At 62.7% G+C, this 16,019-nt stretch carries 16 protein-coding genes; 15 read left to right on the forward strand and 1 reads right to left on the reverse strand.

Annotated features, from left to right (window positions below; genetic code table 11):
• The first annotated feature begins 182 nt into the window (after positions 1-182).
• The 15 genes from F8A10_RS17745 (at position 183) to F8A10_RS17815 (ending at position 15,300) form a co-directional block, all read left to right on the forward strand.
• Positions 183-1,100 (forward strand): dihydrodipicolinate synthase family protein, encoded by a 918-nt coding sequence (locus F8A10_RS17745; protein ID WP_050804172.1) that lies wholly within the window; start codon positions 183-185, stop codon positions 1,098-1,100.
• A 1-nt stretch (position 1,101) separates the two neighbouring features.
• Positions 1,102-2,607 carry an aldehyde dehydrogenase gene (locus tag F8A10_RS17750; RefSeq protein WP_152368049.1) on the forward strand — a complete coding sequence of 502 codons (1,506 nt, stop codon included), beginning with the start codon at positions 1,102-1,104 and terminating at the stop codon, positions 2,605-2,607.
• A gap of 1 nt (position 2,608) precedes the next feature.
• On the forward strand, positions 2,609-3,955 hold the full coding sequence (locus F8A10_RS17755) for an NAD(P)/FAD-dependent oxidoreductase (protein ID WP_152368050.1): 1,347 nt from the start codon (positions 2,609-2,611) through the stop codon (positions 3,953-3,955).
• Between the two features lie 29 nt (positions 3,956-3,984).
• Positions 3,985-4,929, forward strand: coding sequence for a LysR substrate-binding domain-containing protein (locus F8A10_RS17760; protein WP_152368051.1), 945 nt, complete (start codon positions 3,985-3,987; stop codon positions 4,927-4,929).
• Between the two features lie 262 nt (positions 4,930-5,191).
• On the forward strand, positions 5,192-6,043 hold the full coding sequence (locus tag F8A10_RS17765) for a glycine betaine ABC transporter substrate-binding protein (RefSeq protein ID WP_152368052.1): 852 nt from the start codon (positions 5,192-5,194) through the stop codon (positions 6,041-6,043).
• Positions 6,044-6,105: 62 nt separating this feature from the next.
• A complete protein-coding gene (locus F8A10_RS17770; protein WP_152368053.1) occupies positions 6,106-7,161 on the forward strand; it encodes a quaternary amine ABC transporter ATP-binding protein in 1,056 nt (351 codons plus the stop codon).
• A gap of 28 nt (positions 7,162-7,189) precedes the next feature.
• Entirely contained in the window at positions 7,190-8,017 is an 828-nt protein-coding gene (locus F8A10_RS17775; protein WP_010394571.1) for an ABC transporter permease, read from the forward strand.
• Positions 8,014-8,844, forward strand: a complete 831-nt coding sequence (locus tag F8A10_RS17780) for an ABC transporter permease (protein ID WP_152368054.1) — start codon at positions 8,014-8,016, stop codon at positions 8,842-8,844. The genes F8A10_RS17775 and F8A10_RS17780 overlap by 4 nt, the downstream gene beginning before the upstream one ends.
• Before the next feature lie 103 nt (positions 8,845-8,947).
• Positions 8,948-10,159, forward strand: a complete 1,212-nt coding sequence (locus F8A10_RS17785; RefSeq protein WP_152368055.1) for an MFS transporter — start codon at positions 8,948-8,950, stop codon at positions 10,157-10,159.
• A gap of 162 nt (positions 10,160-10,321) precedes the next feature.
• Positions 10,322-11,545 carry a GTP-binding protein gene (locus F8A10_RS17790; RefSeq protein WP_152368056.1) on the forward strand — a complete coding sequence of 408 codons (1,224 nt, stop codon included), beginning with the start codon at positions 10,322-10,324 and terminating at the stop codon, positions 11,543-11,545.
• Positions 11,546-11,560: 15 nt separating this feature from the next.
• A complete protein-coding gene (locus tag F8A10_RS17795) occupies positions 11,561-12,220 on the forward strand; it encodes a DUF1826 domain-containing protein (RefSeq protein WP_152368057.1) in 660 nt (219 codons plus the stop codon).
• Positions 12,220-12,516 carry a DUF6525 family protein gene (locus tag F8A10_RS17800; protein ID WP_010394563.1) on the forward strand — a complete coding sequence of 99 codons (297 nt, stop codon included), beginning with the start codon at positions 12,220-12,222 and terminating at the stop codon, positions 12,514-12,516. Before F8A10_RS17795 ends, F8A10_RS17800 begins: the two co-directional genes overlap by 1 nt.
• 225 nt (positions 12,517-12,741) lie before the next feature.
• Positions 12,742-14,397 (forward strand): acyl-CoA dehydrogenase family protein, encoded by a 1,656-nt coding sequence (locus F8A10_RS17805; RefSeq protein WP_152368186.1) that lies wholly within the window; start codon positions 12,742-12,744, stop codon positions 14,395-14,397.
• Positions 14,398-14,476: 79 nt separating this feature from the next.
• Positions 14,477-14,896, forward strand: coding sequence for an META domain-containing protein (locus F8A10_RS17810; RefSeq protein WP_010394561.1), 420 nt, complete (start codon positions 14,477-14,479; stop codon positions 14,894-14,896).
• A gap of 20 nt (positions 14,897-14,916) precedes the next feature.
• Complete coding sequence (locus F8A10_RS17815) at positions 14,917-15,300, forward strand: META domain-containing protein (RefSeq protein WP_227493484.1); 384 nt, start codon at positions 14,917-14,919, stop codon at positions 15,298-15,300.
• Here F8A10_RS17815 and recO read toward each other — a convergent pair.
• The gene (gene recO, locus F8A10_RS17820) at positions 15,269-15,997 is read right to left on the reverse strand and encodes a DNA repair protein RecO (protein ID WP_152368187.1); all 729 of its coding nucleotides are present in this window, start codon (positions 15,995-15,997) and stop codon (positions 15,269-15,271) included. The two genes, F8A10_RS17815 and recO, sit on opposite strands and share 32 nt — an antisense overlap.
• Positions 15,998-16,019: the final 22 nt, after the last annotated feature.

A 16,019-nucleotide genomic window follows, 5' to 3' on the forward strand; every position in this document is an offset into this window, starting at 1 on the left:
GCAGCCATGATTATTAGCAGCATAGGGGGTGTTTCATCAACATGTCGCCCCTGCAACGCCATGGCCGGGCGCCTGCTGGCCCTATTTTTTCTAATGCCAGGGGCCTGAATATTCTCCTTTGCCGGGCTGTCCGGCGGGGCCTTATCAAGCAGCCATCCTACAGGAAAAATGGAGGCCGCGACATGACGCCCCGGATGGTGCTGGAAGGTATCTACACGCCGCTGATCACCCCGTTTCACGCCGATGGCTCGATCGACTATGACGCGCTGGCTGATCTGGTCGAGCGGCTGGTTGCGGCGGGGGTACACGGCCTGATCTCGGGCGGCTCTACCGGCGAGAACTATGCCGAGACCGTCGAAGAGCGACTGGATCTTGCGCGCTTTATCCTTGAGCGCGCGGCGGGTCGCCTGCCGGTCCTTGTCGGCACCGGTGCCATGCGCACGCCCGACTCGATTGCGCTGGCGCAGGGCGCGCGTCAGATGGGGGCGGACGGGCTGCTGCTGGGCACGCCGCCTTATTCGGTCCCGACCGAGCGTGAGAATGCGCTGAATGCGCTTGCCATTGACCGGGCGGCGGATCTGCCGATCGTGCTTTACAACTATCCCGGCCGCATGGGCGTCGAGATGGGGCGCGAGTTTCTTGATCGTGTCGGGCGTTCGCGCAACGTCATTGGCATCAAGGAAAGTTCTGGCGATATCAACCGGCTGCATCTGCTGGCGCGCGATTATCCGCATATCCAGCTGTCCTGCGGCATGGATGATCAGGCGCTGGAATTCTTTGCATGGGGTGCGCGCAGCTGGATCTGCGCCGGCTCGAACTTCCTGCCCGAAGAGCATGTCGCGCTGTACGAAGCATGCGTCGTCCGGGGGGATTTCACCCGTGGCCGCCAGATCATGTCGGCGATGCTGCCGCTCATGCGCGTGCTCGAACAGGGCGGCAAGTTCATCCAATGCGTCAAACATGGGGTCGAGACGACCGGCCTGCGTGCTGGCACGATGCGCCCGCCGCTGAAGGGGCTGAACAAGGATGAAAAGCGCGCTCTGGAACAGGTGATCCGCTCACTGAAAACCGCCGTCAAGGCGATCACGGAGGGAAACTGAGATGACCGGTCTGCTGACCAATCAGGAATATAAGGCTATCGCCGGGGCGCTGAGCCTGCCGCAGAACGCCTTTATCGACGGCACTTTCCGGCCGGCCATCTCGGGCCGGACCTTTGCCACCGTGAACCCCGCGACCGGCGAGACCTTGACCGAGGTTGCCGCCTGTGGTGCCGAGGATGTTGATCTGGCGGTGCAAAAGGCCCGCGAGGCTTTCGAGGATGGCCGCTGGTCACGCCTGCATCCCGGCGCGCGCAAAGAGGTTCTGCTGCGTCTTGCCCGCCTGATCGGGCGTAACGCGCGCGAACTGGCGGTGATGGAAAGCATCGACAGCGGCAAGACAATCTATGACTGCGAAACGGTGGACGTGCCCGAAACGATCCATGTCATCCGCTGGCATGCCGAGCTGATCGATAAGATTTATGATCAGGTCGCGCCGGCTTCTGACGATCATATCGCCATGATCGTGCGTGAGCCGGTGGGTGTGGTCGGATTGGTTCTGCCCTGGAACTTTCCGCTGCTGATGCTGGCGTGGAAGATCGGCCCGGCGCTGGCTGCCGGTTGTTCGGTCGTGGTCAAACCTGCTGCCGAGACCACGCTGACCGCGCTGCGTGTTGCGGAACTGGCGGTCGAGGCCGGGTTGCCGCGTGGCGTGCTGAACGTTGTGACCGGCAGTGGTGCCGATGTGGGCGAGCCGTTGGGCCGCCACCCGGATGTGGATATGGTCAGCTTTACCGGCTCGACTGTGACCGGGCGACGGTTCCTGCACTATTCGGCCGATAGCAACCTGAAAGAGGTGGTGCTTGAGCTGGGTGGCAAGAACCCCTGTATCGTGCTGGATGATGCCGAAGATCTGGATGCGGTTGCTGCCCATGTCGTCAACGGGGCTTTCTGGAACATGGGCCAGAACTGCTCGGCCGCCTCGCGTCTGATCGTTCAGCGCGGCATCCGTGACCGGCTGCTTGAGCGGGTGCGCGCCCATGCCCGTGAATGGATCGTGGGCGATCCCCTTGATCCGCAGGTACGGGTGGGTGCGCTGGTCAGCCCGGCGCATTTTGGCAAGGTCAGCGCCTATCTGGAGGCAGCCGGGCAGGAAACCATTCTGATGGGCGGCAAGATCGTGGCTGATGGCTTCATCGAACCGACCATCGTCGAGGCTCCGCGTGATTCCAGACTGGCGGCAGAAGAGATCTTTGGCCCGATCCTGACGGTTATAACCGTGGACAGTTTTGAGGAAGCCATAGCCGTCGCGAACGACACGGATTACGGGCTCGCCGCCTCGATCTTTACTGCCAATGGCAAGCGGGCGCTGCGTGGGGCGCGGATGCTGCGCGCGGGTACCGTGACGGTGAACAGCTTTGGCGAGGGCGACATCGCGACCCCCTTTGGCGGCTACAAGCAGTCGGGTTTTGGTGGACGTGACAACTCGATCCACGCCCATGACCAGTACACCCAGCTTAAGACGATCTGGCTGGACCTGACCGATCACGCCGATACGGCCCTTGACTAGGATGGCAAGGCACGAGGCCCTTCGCACCCCGGTCTTTAACGGTCCGGCCGGGTGGAATGCCATCCTGTCTCGGGCCGCGCCGCGTGCACGGCTTGAGGGGGCGACTGGCTGCGATATCGCCATTGTCGGCGGTGGGTTCGCGGGGCTATCCGCCGCCCGCCGCCTGCATCAGATTGATCCGGGACTGGACGTGGTAATCCTTGAGGCGGCCCGGATCGCGGAAGGGGGAACCGGGCGCAACTCGGGCTTTATGATCGACCTGCCGCATGAGCTGACCTCGTCAGATTATGCGGGCTCGGGTGAAAGCCGGGATCGGCAATTAACCCAGCTGAACCGGCATGCGATCGACTTTGCCGCGCAGGCGGTGGCGGAATACGCCATCCCTGACGGCTGGTTTCAGCGCAGCGGCAAGATCAACGCCGCTGCCTCGGCGGTGGGGATGGCTGCGAATGAAAGCTACGCCCGCCACCTGCGCGATCTGGGCGAGGCGCATGAGATGCTGGACGCCAGCGCCATGCGCGAAATCACGGGCACCGATTATTATCGCGGCGGGCTTTACACCCCCGGCGCTGCGATGATCCAGCCGGCAGGTTATGTACGCGGGTTTGCCCTGGGGCTTGAACGTACGGGCGTTCGCATTTTTGAGCAATCGCCGGTTCTTTGCATCGAGAATGGGGCGCAGGGCTGGCGGCTGCTGACCGCACGGGGCGAGGTCCGCGCCGAGCGGGTGATCATGGCGAATAACGGCCATCTGGAAAGCTTTGGCTTTCAGCGCGGACGGCTGATGCACATCATGCTGAACGCCTGCATGACCGAAGAGCTGTCGGCGGATCATCTGCGCGCGCTTGGCGGACATGAATGCTGGGGGGCGACGCCCTCGGATCCTATGGGGACGACAGTGCGGCGCATTGGTCCGGCACAGGGCGGCCATCGTATCGTTATCCGGCAAGGTGGCTATTACCGGCCCCGGATGCAGACCAGCACCTGCGACCTTGCCCGCCTTGTCCGCCATATGCGGCAGAAATTCGAGGCGCGTTTCCCGATGCTAAGGGGTGTGCGCTTTGAATATTGCTGGTCGGGCCATCTGTGCCTGTCCCGAAATGGCGTTTCGGTCATGCGTGAGCTTGAGCCGGGGCTGTACGCGGCCTGTGTGGATAACGGGCTGGGCACCACGCGCAGTACCCTGACCGGGATCGGCGCGGCCGAAATGCTATGCGGCCTGACAAGCGCCGTGACCCGCTTTTTCACCGCCGAGGCCCAGCCGGACAGGCTGCCGCCCCATCCTTTCGACACGGTCGGCGCGAACGCTTATATGCGCTGGAAAGAATGGCGCGCGCGGCTAGAATGACGTCCCGTTCAACTGGACATGTCGCTGCCATGCCGCCGATCAAGCGCCGCTACCTGCCTTCGCTTGGCTCATTCGCCACGTTCGAGGTGGCGGCCAAGCATCTGAGCTTTACCCTTGCTGCACGCGAGCTGAACGTGACCCAAGGCGCGGTCAGCCAGCAAATCCGGCTGCTTGAGCGGGCGCTTGATACTGCGCTGTTCATCCGCAGGCACAATGCGTTGGAACTGACGCCCGAAGGCGCCAGCCTTTATGCGGCAGTTACAGCCGGACTTGATACGATCAGCGCCGCAGTTTCGGTTCTGACCGGCGATGAGGGACCGCGAACGGTGACCATTTCGGCCACCGACGCCATGGCCTTGTTCTGGTTGCAGCCGCTGATCGACAGTTTCCGCGCCCGCCACCCCGAGATCGGATTTGTGGTGCTGGCCTCGGATTCCGATGACACGCTGCGCAATTACTCTGAGGTGGATATCTCGTTCTTATGCGGCAACGAGCGTTGCGAGGTCGGCGAAGAGCTGCATTTCCTGTTTCAGGAAATTGCCCAGCCGGTCTGTACCCCGGCATTTCTGGCCGAACACGGACCATTTGAGGACCCCGATGCACTGAACCGCGTCAACCTGTTGCATCTGCATGACCGACATTGGAGTGCGGATGCCATCGGCTGGCAGCCGCTTGGCTGGGCAGAATGGTTCCGCGCGCAGGGCGCTGAATGGGCCAAGGCCCCTTCCAGCCTGTCGACGAACAAGGTCAGTCTGCTGATGAACGCCACGCTGCGGGGCGAGGGGGTGATGCTGGGCTGGCATCATATGGTCAGGGCGCTGATCGATGAGGGGCGGCTGACATTCGCCCACCCTGCGCCGATCACGGCGGGTCGCGGCAACTTTCTGAATTGCAAAAAGAAATCTCTGAAACGGCCGGATGTGGCAGGGTTTGTGGAACATGTGCTGACCGTGCTGAAGGAACAGGCAGGCTGATGCCGCAGGCGGCCCGCCGTAGATTTTCTAATGCCCGACCAAAGCAAAATCTCGTTTGCTCAAGTGCCGGTGCGAATGGATAAATGAGTTTATTCAGGATGGGGGCGTCCTGACGTAAGGCCACTTCTGAACCCACCGGAAATCGCAACCCGTCTCGAAACACATGAGTCCGGGCAAAGACTGCTGCGGCGTGCGTCGTGGCAAGGGACGCCTCATGTCCGCGACCTGGACCGACAACGATCCAATCAGTGGAGGAACGAAAATGCGCAGGTTATTCAAAGCAGTCCTTGCCGGCGCGTTGGCCCTGGGGCTGGCGTCCGAAGTCATCGCTCAGGAAAAGGTGATTCGCATGGGGACCCTGTCATGGGAGGACCTGACCCCGATCACCGGCATCACCAAAAAGGTGCTTGAGGACAAAGGTTACACCGTCAAGGTGACCGAGTTTTCCGAGTGGGGCATCGCCTATGCGGCGCTGACCAAGGGCGACGTACAGATCATGGCCTCGCAGATCGACTATGTCGCCCATGACTACTGGAACCGCAACAAGAACCGGCTTGAGAAACTGTCTCCGGTTTCGCACGGGCTTTATCAGGGCATCGCGGTGCCGAAATACGTCACCATAGATTCCATCGAAGAGCTGAATGAGAACGCCGACAAGTTCGGCGGCCGCCTTATCGGGATCGAGCCGGGAGCGGGCCTGATGCGTGAGGCATCCGATGCGATCGACGCCTATGGGCTGAAACTGCAACTGGTTGAGGGCAGCACCGCGGGCATGACCGCCGCCCTGAAATCGGCGGTGGACCGCAAGGAGTGGATCGCCGTCACCCTGTGGGAACCGACCTGGATGGCGCTGAAGTTCGACACCAGGTTCCTTGCCGATCCCAAAGGCATTTTCGCGCCGCCGCAATCCTATTACTGGATCGCGCAAAAGGGCTTTGCCGAAGCCAATCCCGAAGCGCGCGAGATCATCGGTAGCGTTTACATCCCCATCGAAGAGATCGCCCGGATAAATGCGGCGGTGAACGATGGCCAGACCATGGATCAGGCGGTTGCAGAGTGGACCGCCTCGCATGAGGACCGGCTGAAGCGCTGGGAAAGCATCAAGTCCTACTGATCCCTGCCCGGCGGCCCTTTGGCCGGGCCGCTGCGGCATCAGGAAAAAGCGACAGGGAAAACATGGAAAGCACCGAGGCTCTGATCGACTGCCAGTCGGTCTGGAAAGTGTTTGGCGACCGCAGTGACGAGGCTATTCGCGCCATCGCCGAACGCGATCTGACCAAACAGGATATCCTGCGGCAATATAACTGTGTGGTTGGTGTCTCGAACGCCTCATTACAGGTCCGCCGGGGCGAGATTTTCTGCATCATGGGCCTGTCAGGCTCGGGTAAGTCGACGCTGATCCGGCTGCTGAATCGGCTGATCGAGCCAAGTCTTGGCCGGATCATGGTCAAAGGGCGTGACATCGCCGCGCTGGACGCTGCCGAGCTGCGCCAGATGCGTGCGCGCCATATCGGCATGGTCTTTCAGTCGGTCGCCTTGTTGCCTCAGCGCACTGTGCTGGAAAACGCTGCCTTTGGGCTTGAGGTGCAGGGCGTCCCGCGAGATCAGCGCAACCGCGCTGCCGAGGCTGCGCTGGCCAAGGTCGGGCTGTCGGATTGGAAAGCGCGCTTTCCGGCTGAATTGTCGGGCGGGATGCAGCAGCGCGTCGGGCTGGCGCGCGCGCTGACCTCGGACCCCGAAATCATCCTGATGGACGAACCTTTCAGCGCGCTTGACCCGCTGATCCGGCGCCAGCTGCAGGATGAATTCCGGCAGCTGACCAAGGATCTTGGCAAATCGGCGGTCTTTATCACCCATGATCTAGATGAGGCGATCCGCATCGGCGACCGTATCGCGATCATGAAGGACGGGATCATCATCCAGACCGGCACCGCAGAAGAGATTGTGGTGAACCCCGCCGACCAATATGTCGCGGATTTCGTTGCCGGTATCTCGCGGTTGCACCTGATCCGCGCGCATTCGGTCATGCAGCCCTTGGTCCGCTGGCAGGGCGTGACGGACGGTCTGCCACGCTGTTCGCCTGATGCCGATATCGACGCGCTGATCGGTCTGATTACCAGCTCGGGCAGCGATGCCGTCGCGGTAGAAGAGGGCGGCCGCCTGCTGGGCATCGTCACCATCCGCGATCTGCTGCTGGGGGTCAGGGGCGAAACCGAGGCTCGCGCGGCCTGAGCGGTTGGCCATAAAAGAGGGATTGGCCATGGAAGAACTCGTCTCGGCCTTTGATGCGCAGGTTGATAATGCGCTGTTCTGGCTTGCCGATCATGCAAGCTTTGTCTTTGATTTTTGCCGGCTCGTGCTCGAAGGGCTATATGCCGGTGTGCTTGGGCTTTTGATGCTGCCGCCCTTTTATGTCATCGCTGCCCTTGCCGGGTTGCTGGCCTGGCGGGTGCTGGGACTGGTTCCCGGAGTGGTCACGGCCGCAGCACTCGCGCTTTGCGCAGCGATGATGCTATGGCCCGAAACCATGAGCACGCTTGCGCTGGTCATTGCGGCCACCGTTATCGCGCTGGCGACTGGCCTGCCGTTGGGCGTGCTGGCCGGACTGCTGCCGCGGCTGGAAAAGCTGCTGACCCCGGCACTGGATCTAGTTCAGACCCTGCCGCCCTATATCTACCTGCTGCCCTCGATTGCGCTTTTGGGCTATGGGCCGGCAACAGCGCTTATTGCCACGGTGATCGTGGCCATGCCTCCGGCGATCCGCCTGACGGCACTGGGCATCCGCCAGACCCCGCGCGAGTTCATCGAGCTTGGCCATGCAACAGGCGTGACGCCCTTGCAGATGTTCTTGAAAATCCGGTTGCCCTTTGCCGTACCCTCGATCATGGCCGGAGTTAACCAAAGCCTGATGATGGCCTTTGGCATGGTGGTCATCGCGGGAATCGTCGGTTCGGGCGGGCTTGGCGAAACCATCTATGGCGCCATCCGCACGCTGGATATTGCCACCTCGATCAACGCATCGATTGCCATCGTGGTGCTGACGATGGTGCTGGACCGTGTGACCCAGGCTGCAGCGAGGACGAAATGAGTTTCAATCCCGGAGCCTTTCTGGCACCCGCTGTCGATTGGCTGAACGCCAGCTTTCACCCGTTTTTCGCGCTGATAACCCAGGTGATCGAGGCGGTGCTAAGCACCATCGAGGCGGCCTTTCTGGCCTTGCCGCCTGCGGGGCTTGTTGCAGCGGTTGTGGTGCTGGCCGCTATGGCCGCCGGGCTGCGGGTAGCAGTCCTTGCAGGGTGCTGCCTTGGCTTTTGCTGGCTGACCGGGCTGTGGCAGGCCTCGATGCAGACCATCGCGCTGGTCCTTGTAGCGGTGCTGATCGCGGTCGCCATCGCCTTTCCTCTGGGCATCATTGCGGCGCGCCGGCCGGGGGTCGAGGCGGCACTGCGTCCGATCCTTGATGTCATGCAGACCGTGCCGCCATGGGTCTATCTGATCCCGGCCGTGATGATCTTCAGCCTTGGGCGGGTGCCTGCGATCATCGCCACCATCGTTTACGGCATTCCGCCGATGCTGCGTCTGACCACTCTGGCGTTCCGCACTGTGCCAAACGATCTGAAAGAACTTGGTCAGGCGATCGGCGCCAAACCCCGCGCGATCCTGTGGAAGATCGAATTTCCCGCGGCTCGGCCTACTTTGCTTGTCGGTCTGAACCAATGCATCCTTCTGTCCCTTGCCATGGTCGTGCTGGCCGGGCTGGTCGGAGCGGGCGGTCTGGGCGCCGAGGTGACGCGCGGCCTGACGCGGATGGAGATGGGGCTGGGCCTGCGCGCCGGCCTTGCAATCGTCGCGGTGGCGGTCCTGCTTGACCGGTTGTCGCGCGGGGCGCTGGATCGGCAAAGAAAGGGCGCATAAGCCTTTGGGCTCTTGCGAAGCGGGGCGATTGTGGCATCAGATAGGCGCAGAATCGGCCTGACCATCGCCGTATTCTCTCTGGAAAAAGCCCAGGATCGTCGTAATGACTAGCGCTACGCTGACCGCCGCCCCCCGGGCCAGAACCCATGTGACCGTGCTGCTGGTTCTGGGTCTGGCGCATTTGCTGAACGACCTGATGCAATCGCTGATCCCTGCCGCCTATCCGATCCTGAAGGCCGAGCACGGGTTGTCGCTTACGCAGATCGGCATGATCACCATGACCTTTCAGATCGCGGGCTCATTGTTGCAGCCGGTGATCGGGATGGTGACCGACCGCCACCCGGCCCCCTATTCGCCGGTGGCAGGGATGATGTTCACCCTGTCGGGACTGGTTAGTCTTGCCTATGCCCATAGCTATCAGATCATCCTGATTTCAGTGGCGCTGATCGGCATCGGCTCGTCGATCTTTCACCCCGAGGCGACGCGCATGGCCCGTTACGCCGCAGGCGGGCGGCAGGGCTTTGCGCAGGGCATCTTTCAGGTTGGCGGACAGGCGGGCGGGGCCCTGGGCCCGGTCTTTGCCGCGCTGATCATCGTACCCTGGGGGCAGCCGAGCCTTGCGATCTTCGCGGTTGCTGCCCTGATCGCGATGATGATGCTGGTCTGGATCGGCAGCCGCCAGCGCGAGATCAGCGCCGAATTCGTCGCCAACAGGGCGGCGACGAAAAAGGGTGCCACCCCCCAGGCCCATTACGCCCCCCTGACCATCGGGATCGGGCTTGTGGTGCTGACGCTGCTGATGTTTTCCAAGAACGCCTATAACGAAAGCTTCCGTTCGTTCTATACCTTCTACCTGATGGATCGCTTTGGCCTGTCGATCCGGTCGTCGCAGATGATGCTTTTCATCTTTCTGCTGGCCTCGGCGGTGGGGGCGCTGGTTGGTGGCATCATCGGCGACCGTATCGGCCGCTATCGCATCATCTGGATTTCGGTGCTGGGACCCCTGCCACTGACCCTGATCCTGCCTTATGCTGATCTTTTCTGGACCGGAGTGCTGACGGTCGCGATCAACCTGATCATGGCAAGCGCTTTCGCCTCGATCCTGATCTATGCGATGGAGCTGATGCCGGGTCGGATCGGTCTGATCGGCGGGCTGTTTTATGGGCTGAACTTTGGCCTTGGCGGGATCGCGGCGGCGATTCTGGGTACGCTTGCCGACAGCTATGGGGTCGGGACAGTCTATCAGCTGTGTTCGTTCCTGCCCCTGGCCGGGCTGCTGGCCTGGTTCCTGCCAAAGATCGACGAGGGGCGCTGACCGCCCAAGGCGGGCCTTTCCTCAGATTCTGACCCGGTGACCGGTCGGCGTTCTGCGGCCGGGCTCAGGGATTTTTGCATCATGTGATCGCTGCAAGGGGATTGCGGTCGGTGGCGTTTGCCTCTAATAAGAAATGTAATAACATTACATAAAGAGGACGCCATGCCGACCAGCCAGCATTCTGGCGATGCCCGCCTGCCTGTCACCGTCCTGTCCGGCTTTCTGGGGACGGGCAAGACCACGCTTCTGAACCATGTCCTGAACAATCGTGAGGGCCGCCGCGTCGCTGTCATCGTCAATGACATGTCCGAGGTGAACATTGACGCCGATCTGGTCCGCGACGGCGCCGAACTGAACCGCGCCGAAGAACGGCTGGTCGAGATGACCAACGGCTGCATCTGCTGCACCCTGCGCGATGACCTGCTGGTCGAGGTCCGCCGACTGGCCAGTGAAGGCCGTTTTGACTACCTGCTGATCGAGGGGACCGGCATTGCCGAACCGCTGCCCGTTGCCGCCACCTTTGATTTCCGCGACGAGAACGGCGACAGTCTGTCGGACGTGGCGCGGCTGGATACCATGGTGACCGTGGTTGATGCCGTGAACTTGACCAAAGACTTCTCCAGCCATGATTTTCTTGCTGACCGGGGCGAGACGCTGGGCGATCAGGACAATCGAACCTTGGTCGACTTGCTGACCGACCAGATCGAATTTGCCGATGTGGTGGTGCTGAACAAGGTCAGCGATGCGGGGCCGGTACGGCTGGATCAGGCGCGCAAGATCGTGCGGGCGCTGAACCCTGACGCAAGGCTGATCGAGACGGATTTCAGCCGCGTGGCTGCGGACGCGATCTTTGACACCGGCCTGTTCGATTTCGACCGGGCGCATATGCATCCGATGTGGGCCAAAGAGCTTTACGGCTTTGCCGATCATGTGCCCGAAACCGAGGAATACGGCATCTCATCCTTTGTCTATCGCGCGCGGCGGCCATTCGATCCGCAACGTATCTATCGGGTGCTCAACGGTGATTTGCCGGGGGTGATCCGGGCAAAAGGGCATTTCTGGATCGCTTCGCGCCCCGATTGGGCGGCTGAATTCAGCCTTGCCGGCGCGATGTCCAGTGTGACGCCGCTTGGGGCATGGTGGGCCTCGGTTCCGCGGGAGCGCTGGCCCGTGCATCCCGACAGCCTGTCCGAACTGACGCGGAACTGGCAGGACCCTTGGGGCGACCGTCGACAAGAGCTGGTCTTTATCGGTGCGGGCATGGACCCGGCGGCAATCACCCGTGCGCTCGACGGTGCACTGGTCGAGGATGAGGGCTTTATTCCCGAAGCATGGGCCGATCTGCCTGATCCCTTTCCGCAATGGGGCCAGCGCCGTGTCGCTTGAAAACAGGGCTCGAGCATGACGGAATCCACGCTGCATTCGCTGCGCACCTCCGCGCTGGTCGAGGCCCGTATGATCGCCGAATCTCCGAATGGGCTGATCTTGCCGCGGGTCGCCGATGCGGGGATCGGGGCGGCAATCTGGCGGCGCAGCCTGTCGCCCGGCTTTGCCCGCTGGGTTGATGAGATCCCTTTGGAGCAACTGCCCGCCCTGCGGTCGGTGGTTGAGCTGCGTTCGGTGGAAAGTGCTGTTCATACCGCCTGTGACATTTCTGGCCTGCCGCGGGGTGAGATGCGCGATCTGTTCGCCAGCGACATCGCGGCGCTGGCACTGGTCTTTGCCCAGGTGGCGGCTAGCCCGGTGCTGCATCTGCGGCTTGAGGCGGTGACGACGGACGCCTGCCGCCGCTATCACATCGACCGGATTCCGTCGCGGCTGGTCTGTAGCTATCGCGGGCCGGGGACGCAGTTCGCGCGTGAGGACGCCGAGGGCAATATCATCCCTGTCACCAGGATGAAAAGCGGAGAGGTGGCGATCATGCGCGGCACTCTTTGGCCGGGAGAGGAGGTGACACGGCTTTTGCACCGCTCTCCGCCGATCAAGGGCACCGGACAGGCGCGGCTGTTTCTGGCACTTGATCCGGCGATAGACCCTGATGACAGGCGGCGACTGCACTGATGCGCGCCAATCTTGCTACCTCGCTGCGCCGCCGTCGCAGGTCCTGCCCGATTGCGCAATACGACCGCCTGCCGCCGGAATTGCGCCGCTGGCTGGCGCAGGCGGCGCTGCCATGGAGTCCGGTGTCAGCCCTGCGCCTGTGGCAAAAGATCCTGTCCGAAACCGCAGGCGATGTCGAAGCCGCGCGCCGTCGCCTTGATCAGATCGAGGCGCGGATGTTGATGAAGGACGCGCCCCACATCTGGGGCACGCCTCTGCCCGCCAACACGGCCCCGGTCCCATTCGTGGGTCAATAGACCCGGCATGGTTCTGAGCAGCGAGTTCGACCGTTTATCTGCCAGATAAAGCGTATTGGTCCCGGGCAAGGCTTGGCATGGGGTGGAATCGTCAAGCTCTTCTGATGTGCAGGCTGAAATTATAAGGGTCATTTTAGTTCGTATTTGGCTGTATGGGCGCATGATAGTTGCGCTGCGACTGCAAAGGCGCTAGTCATGCCGCAACGCCGCATGATGGAGTCTGCCATGAAGGACCTGCCCGCGATGCCAGCTGATACGCCTTCTGCCCTGCTTGCCCTTGCCGAGGGGGCGCTGCCCGAACTCGAATCGCTGCAATCCCACGCCATCGAGGCGCTGCGGGCGCTGGTCGCGCCTTCGGGCAAGCTTGATCCCGCCCTGCTTGAGCGGCACCAGCATGCGGCCCATGCGGCCTCATGGCTTGCGACCTATATCGAATCGCTGCGGCAGCTTACCGGCTGGGCGGGCCGTCTGGCGCAGGCAGGCGGGTTCGGTCGCGTCGAGGCGCTGATTCTGCAAATCGGCATGGGCGAATACCTGACCCAGATCGCCGGTGGCATCCCGATGAGCCAGACCGAATTTGCCCGTCTGTCGGACCTTGGGCTGGACTGGCAGCCGGGCGAGGCGTTGCGCACGCTGATGGGTGGCAATACCGCCCCGGCACGGGCCGAGCTTGCGCGGCTGATGCAGGACAATCACGGCCGCGCCACCTTTGGGGCCACCGGACTTGATGAGGATCTGGAAATGATCCGCGATCAGTTCCGTCGCTATGCCGAAGACCGGGTGATCCCGAACGCCCATGACTGGCACCTCAAGGACCAGCTGATCCCGATGGAGATCATTCAGGAACTGGCCGAGCTTGGCGTCTTTGGCCTGACCATTCCCGAAGAATTCGGCGGGCTTGGCCTGTCGAAAGCCTCGATGGTGGTGGTGACCGAGGAACTGTCGCGCGGCTATATCGGCGTGGGCAGCCTTGGCACCCGCAGCGAGATCGCTGCCGAACTGATCCTTTGCGGTGGCACGGATGAGCAAAAGGCGAAATGGCTGCCTAAGCTTGCCTCGGGCGAGGTGCTGTCCACTGCGGTCTTTACCGAACCGAACACCGGCAGCGACCTTGGCAGCCTGCGCACCCGGGCGGTCAGGGACGGCGATGACTGGGTGATCACCGGCAACAAAACCTGGATCACCCATGCGCAGCGCACCCATGTCATGACGCTGCTGGCCCGGACCGAGCCCGACACAAGCGATTGGCGCGGCCTGTCGATGTTCTTGGCCGAGAAAGTGCCGGGCACTGACGACGATCCATTCCCGACCCCCGGCATGACCGGAGGCGAGATCGAGGTGCTCGGCTATCGCGGCATGAAGGAATACGAACTGGGCTTTGACGGTTTCCGCGTGAAGGGCGAGAACCTGCTGGGCGGCGTGCCCGGGCGCGGCTTCAAGCAGTTAATGGAGACCTTTGAATCCGCGCGCATCCAGACCGCCGCCCGTGCGGTCGGCGTTGCGCAATCGGCCTGCGAGATTGGCATGCAATATGCCCTTGATCGCAAGCAGTTCGGCAAATCGCTGATCGAGTTTCCCCGTGTTTCCGACAAGCTGGCGATGATGGCGGTCGAAATCATGATCGCCCGGCAGCTGACCTATTTCAGTGCATGGGAAAAGGATCATGGGCGGCGCTGCGACCTTGAGGCGGGCATGGCCAAGCTGCTTGGCGCGCGCGTTGCCTGGGCAGCGGCGGATAATGCGCTGCAAATCCACGGCGGGAACGGCTTTGCGCTGGAATATGCGATCAGCCGGGTGCTGTGCGACGCACGTATCCTGAATATCTTTGAAGGAGCGGCCGAGATTCAGGCACAGGTTATTGCACGCAGGTTACTCGACTAGGATGAATTTCCCCCTGCGGCTGGACAGACGGGGCCGTTAAGGCATTATGGCGCCAACGTGACCTGATGGAGCTGCCTATATGACCCGTATCCCGATGATTGCTGTGGCGACCGCCGCCCTCTTTGGCCTGGCTGCTTGTGAGCCGACGACCCCTCCGACCCCCGGCGCGAATATCCCCGCCGGTCCCTATGTGCTGGTCGGGATCGGTGCAGATACCGTGCCGCAGCGTAACGTCGACCTGACCATTGCAGCGGATGGCTCGATCTCGGGGCGGGCGCCTTGCAACCACTACTCGGCCAGCCAGACGGCCGAACCGCCGGCCTTTGCCGTTGGGCCGCTGACCACCACCCGGATGGCCTGTTCGGGCAATGCCGGCCGGCTTGAGTCGCGCTATCTGCAGGCGCTTTCGGCTGCGAATGGCATCACCTATGAAGGCGGCGTGCTGACGATCAAAGGGCCGACCTATCTGACCTTTGAGCCCGGCTACCGCAAGGAATGACGGTCCCGCCGAAAGCAAGCATGATGCGTAAACTGATCCCCGCCCTCCTGCTGGTGCTGGCGGCCTGTAGCGGCGATTCGGATAAGGCCAAGATCCCCGGCGAATATACTCTGGTCGCCATCGAGGGGGTCGAGGTCTCGGGTACGCCCAGCCTGAATATCGGCGAGGACGGGGCGGTTTCGGGTCAGGGCCCGTGCAACATGTTTACCGGCCAGAACCGCGCTGAACTACCGGGGCTGGATCTTGGGGCACTGGCGACCACCCGTCGCGCTTGCCTGCAGGAAGGAGGCGAGGGTGCCTTTTTCAAGGCGCTTGGCGCGGTACGCGAGGCCCGGCGCGACGGGGATGAGCTGGTGATGACCGGCCCCGATGTCACCATCCGTTGGCGGGTGGCGACGCAGTAAGACGCGCAACCAGACGGGCGCGGGCAGGCGGCAATGGCTTGCCCGCGTGAACTTCGGCCAGCCGGGTGGCGAGGAAATGCCCGGTCACTGCCAGCGCATCGGCCAGCCCGCCATTTCCTTGCCCGCCCAGCATCGCGGGCAGCGGTAAAAGGCGCGGCGCCCATTCCCCCGCAGCCTGCGCCGAAACTGCGCGACCCGAACGCGGGCTGACATAGGCCAGTCCCTGACGTGCGCCCGTCACCGCGCAGCTTGTCAGGTCAAGGCCAAACCCCAGCTCGTCGAGCAGGCGCATTTCCCAATGCAGATAGACCTCGGCCCAGTCACTGCCCGCGTCGATCAGGTCAAGCAAAGCCTCGGTCGCATCGGCAAGCCGGGGATGAGGGTCGCGTTCGGGCAGGGCATAGGCAAGCAGGGCGGTGACCGCATTCACCCCGGCCAGTGCATCGGCTCCGCTCAGCAGGCCCGGCCTCGCCCGCGCGGGTTCGACGCTGAAAGTGCCCAGCTGATCCTCTAGCCGGGCGCGCCAGCGCAGGCTGATGCGGTTGCCCGGTTGCAGCATTGCGGCGCGGCGTGCACTCGCCCCGCCCGGCACAAGGCCCCGGATCAGCCCTGCCTCACGCGTCAGCACGGTCAGGATCACGGCATTTTCGCCGTGCCTTTGCTGTGTCATCACGCTGGCTTCGCCGCTCCATTCCATCATGCCGCCTTTCCTTCTGCGC

Origin of the sequence: Paracoccus kondratievae (genome assembly GCF_009301415.1) — a bacterium.
GTDB classification, from domain to species: domain Bacteria; phylum Pseudomonadota; class Alphaproteobacteria; order Rhodobacterales; family Rhodobacteraceae; genus Paracoccus; species Paracoccus kondratievae.

Coding starts and splice junctions, on each gene's coding strand:
- F8A10_RS17780 (WP_152368054.1), top strand. CDS start 8,014: ATGAGTTTCAATCCCGGAGCCTTTCTGGCACCCGCTGTCGATTGGCTG.
- F8A10_RS17755 (WP_152368050.1), top strand. CDS start 2,609: ATGGCAAGGCACGAGGCCCTTCGCACCCCGGTCTTTAACGGTCCGGCC.
- F8A10_RS17765 (WP_152368052.1), top strand. CDS start 5,192: ATGCGCAGGTTATTCAAAGCAGTCCTTGCCGGCGCGTTGGCCCTGGGG.
- F8A10_RS17795 (WP_152368057.1), top strand. CDS start 11,561: ATGACGGAATCCACGCTGCATTCGCTGCGCACCTCCGCGCTGGTCGAG.
- F8A10_RS17770 (WP_152368053.1), top strand. CDS start 6,106: ATGGAAAGCACCGAGGCTCTGATCGACTGCCAGTCGGTCTGGAAAGTG.
- recO (WP_152368187.1), bottom strand. CDS start 15,997: ATGGAATGGAGCGGCGAAGCCAGCGTGATGACACAGCAAAGGCACGGC.
- F8A10_RS17790 (WP_152368056.1), top strand. CDS start 10,322: ATGCCGACCAGCCAGCATTCTGGCGATGCCCGCCTGCCTGTCACCGTC.
- F8A10_RS17745 (WP_050804172.1), top strand. CDS start 183: ATGACGCCCCGGATGGTGCTGGAAGGTATCTACACGCCGCTGATCACC.
- F8A10_RS17760 (WP_152368051.1), top strand. CDS start 3,985: ATGCCGCCGATCAAGCGCCGCTACCTGCCTTCGCTTGGCTCATTCGCC.
- F8A10_RS17750 (WP_152368049.1), top strand. CDS start 1,102: ATGACCGGTCTGCTGACCAATCAGGAATATAAGGCTATCGCCGGGGCG.
- F8A10_RS17785 (WP_152368055.1), top strand. CDS start 8,948: ATGACTAGCGCTACGCTGACCGCCGCCCCCCGGGCCAGAACCCATGTG.
- F8A10_RS17815 (WP_227493484.1), top strand. CDS start 14,917: ATGATGCGTAAACTGATCCCCGCCCTCCTGCTGGTGCTGGCGGCCTGT.
- F8A10_RS17810 (WP_010394561.1), top strand. CDS start 14,477: ATGACCCGTATCCCGATGATTGCTGTGGCGACCGCCGCCCTCTTTGGC.
- F8A10_RS17775 (WP_010394571.1), top strand. CDS start 7,190: ATGGAAGAACTCGTCTCGGCCTTTGATGCGCAGGTTGATAATGCGCTG.
- F8A10_RS17800 (WP_010394563.1), top strand. CDS start 12,220: ATGCGCGCCAATCTTGCTACCTCGCTGCGCCGCCGTCGCAGGTCCTGC.
- F8A10_RS17805 (WP_152368186.1), top strand. CDS start 12,742: ATGAAGGACCTGCCCGCGATGCCAGCTGATACGCCTTCTGCCCTGCTT.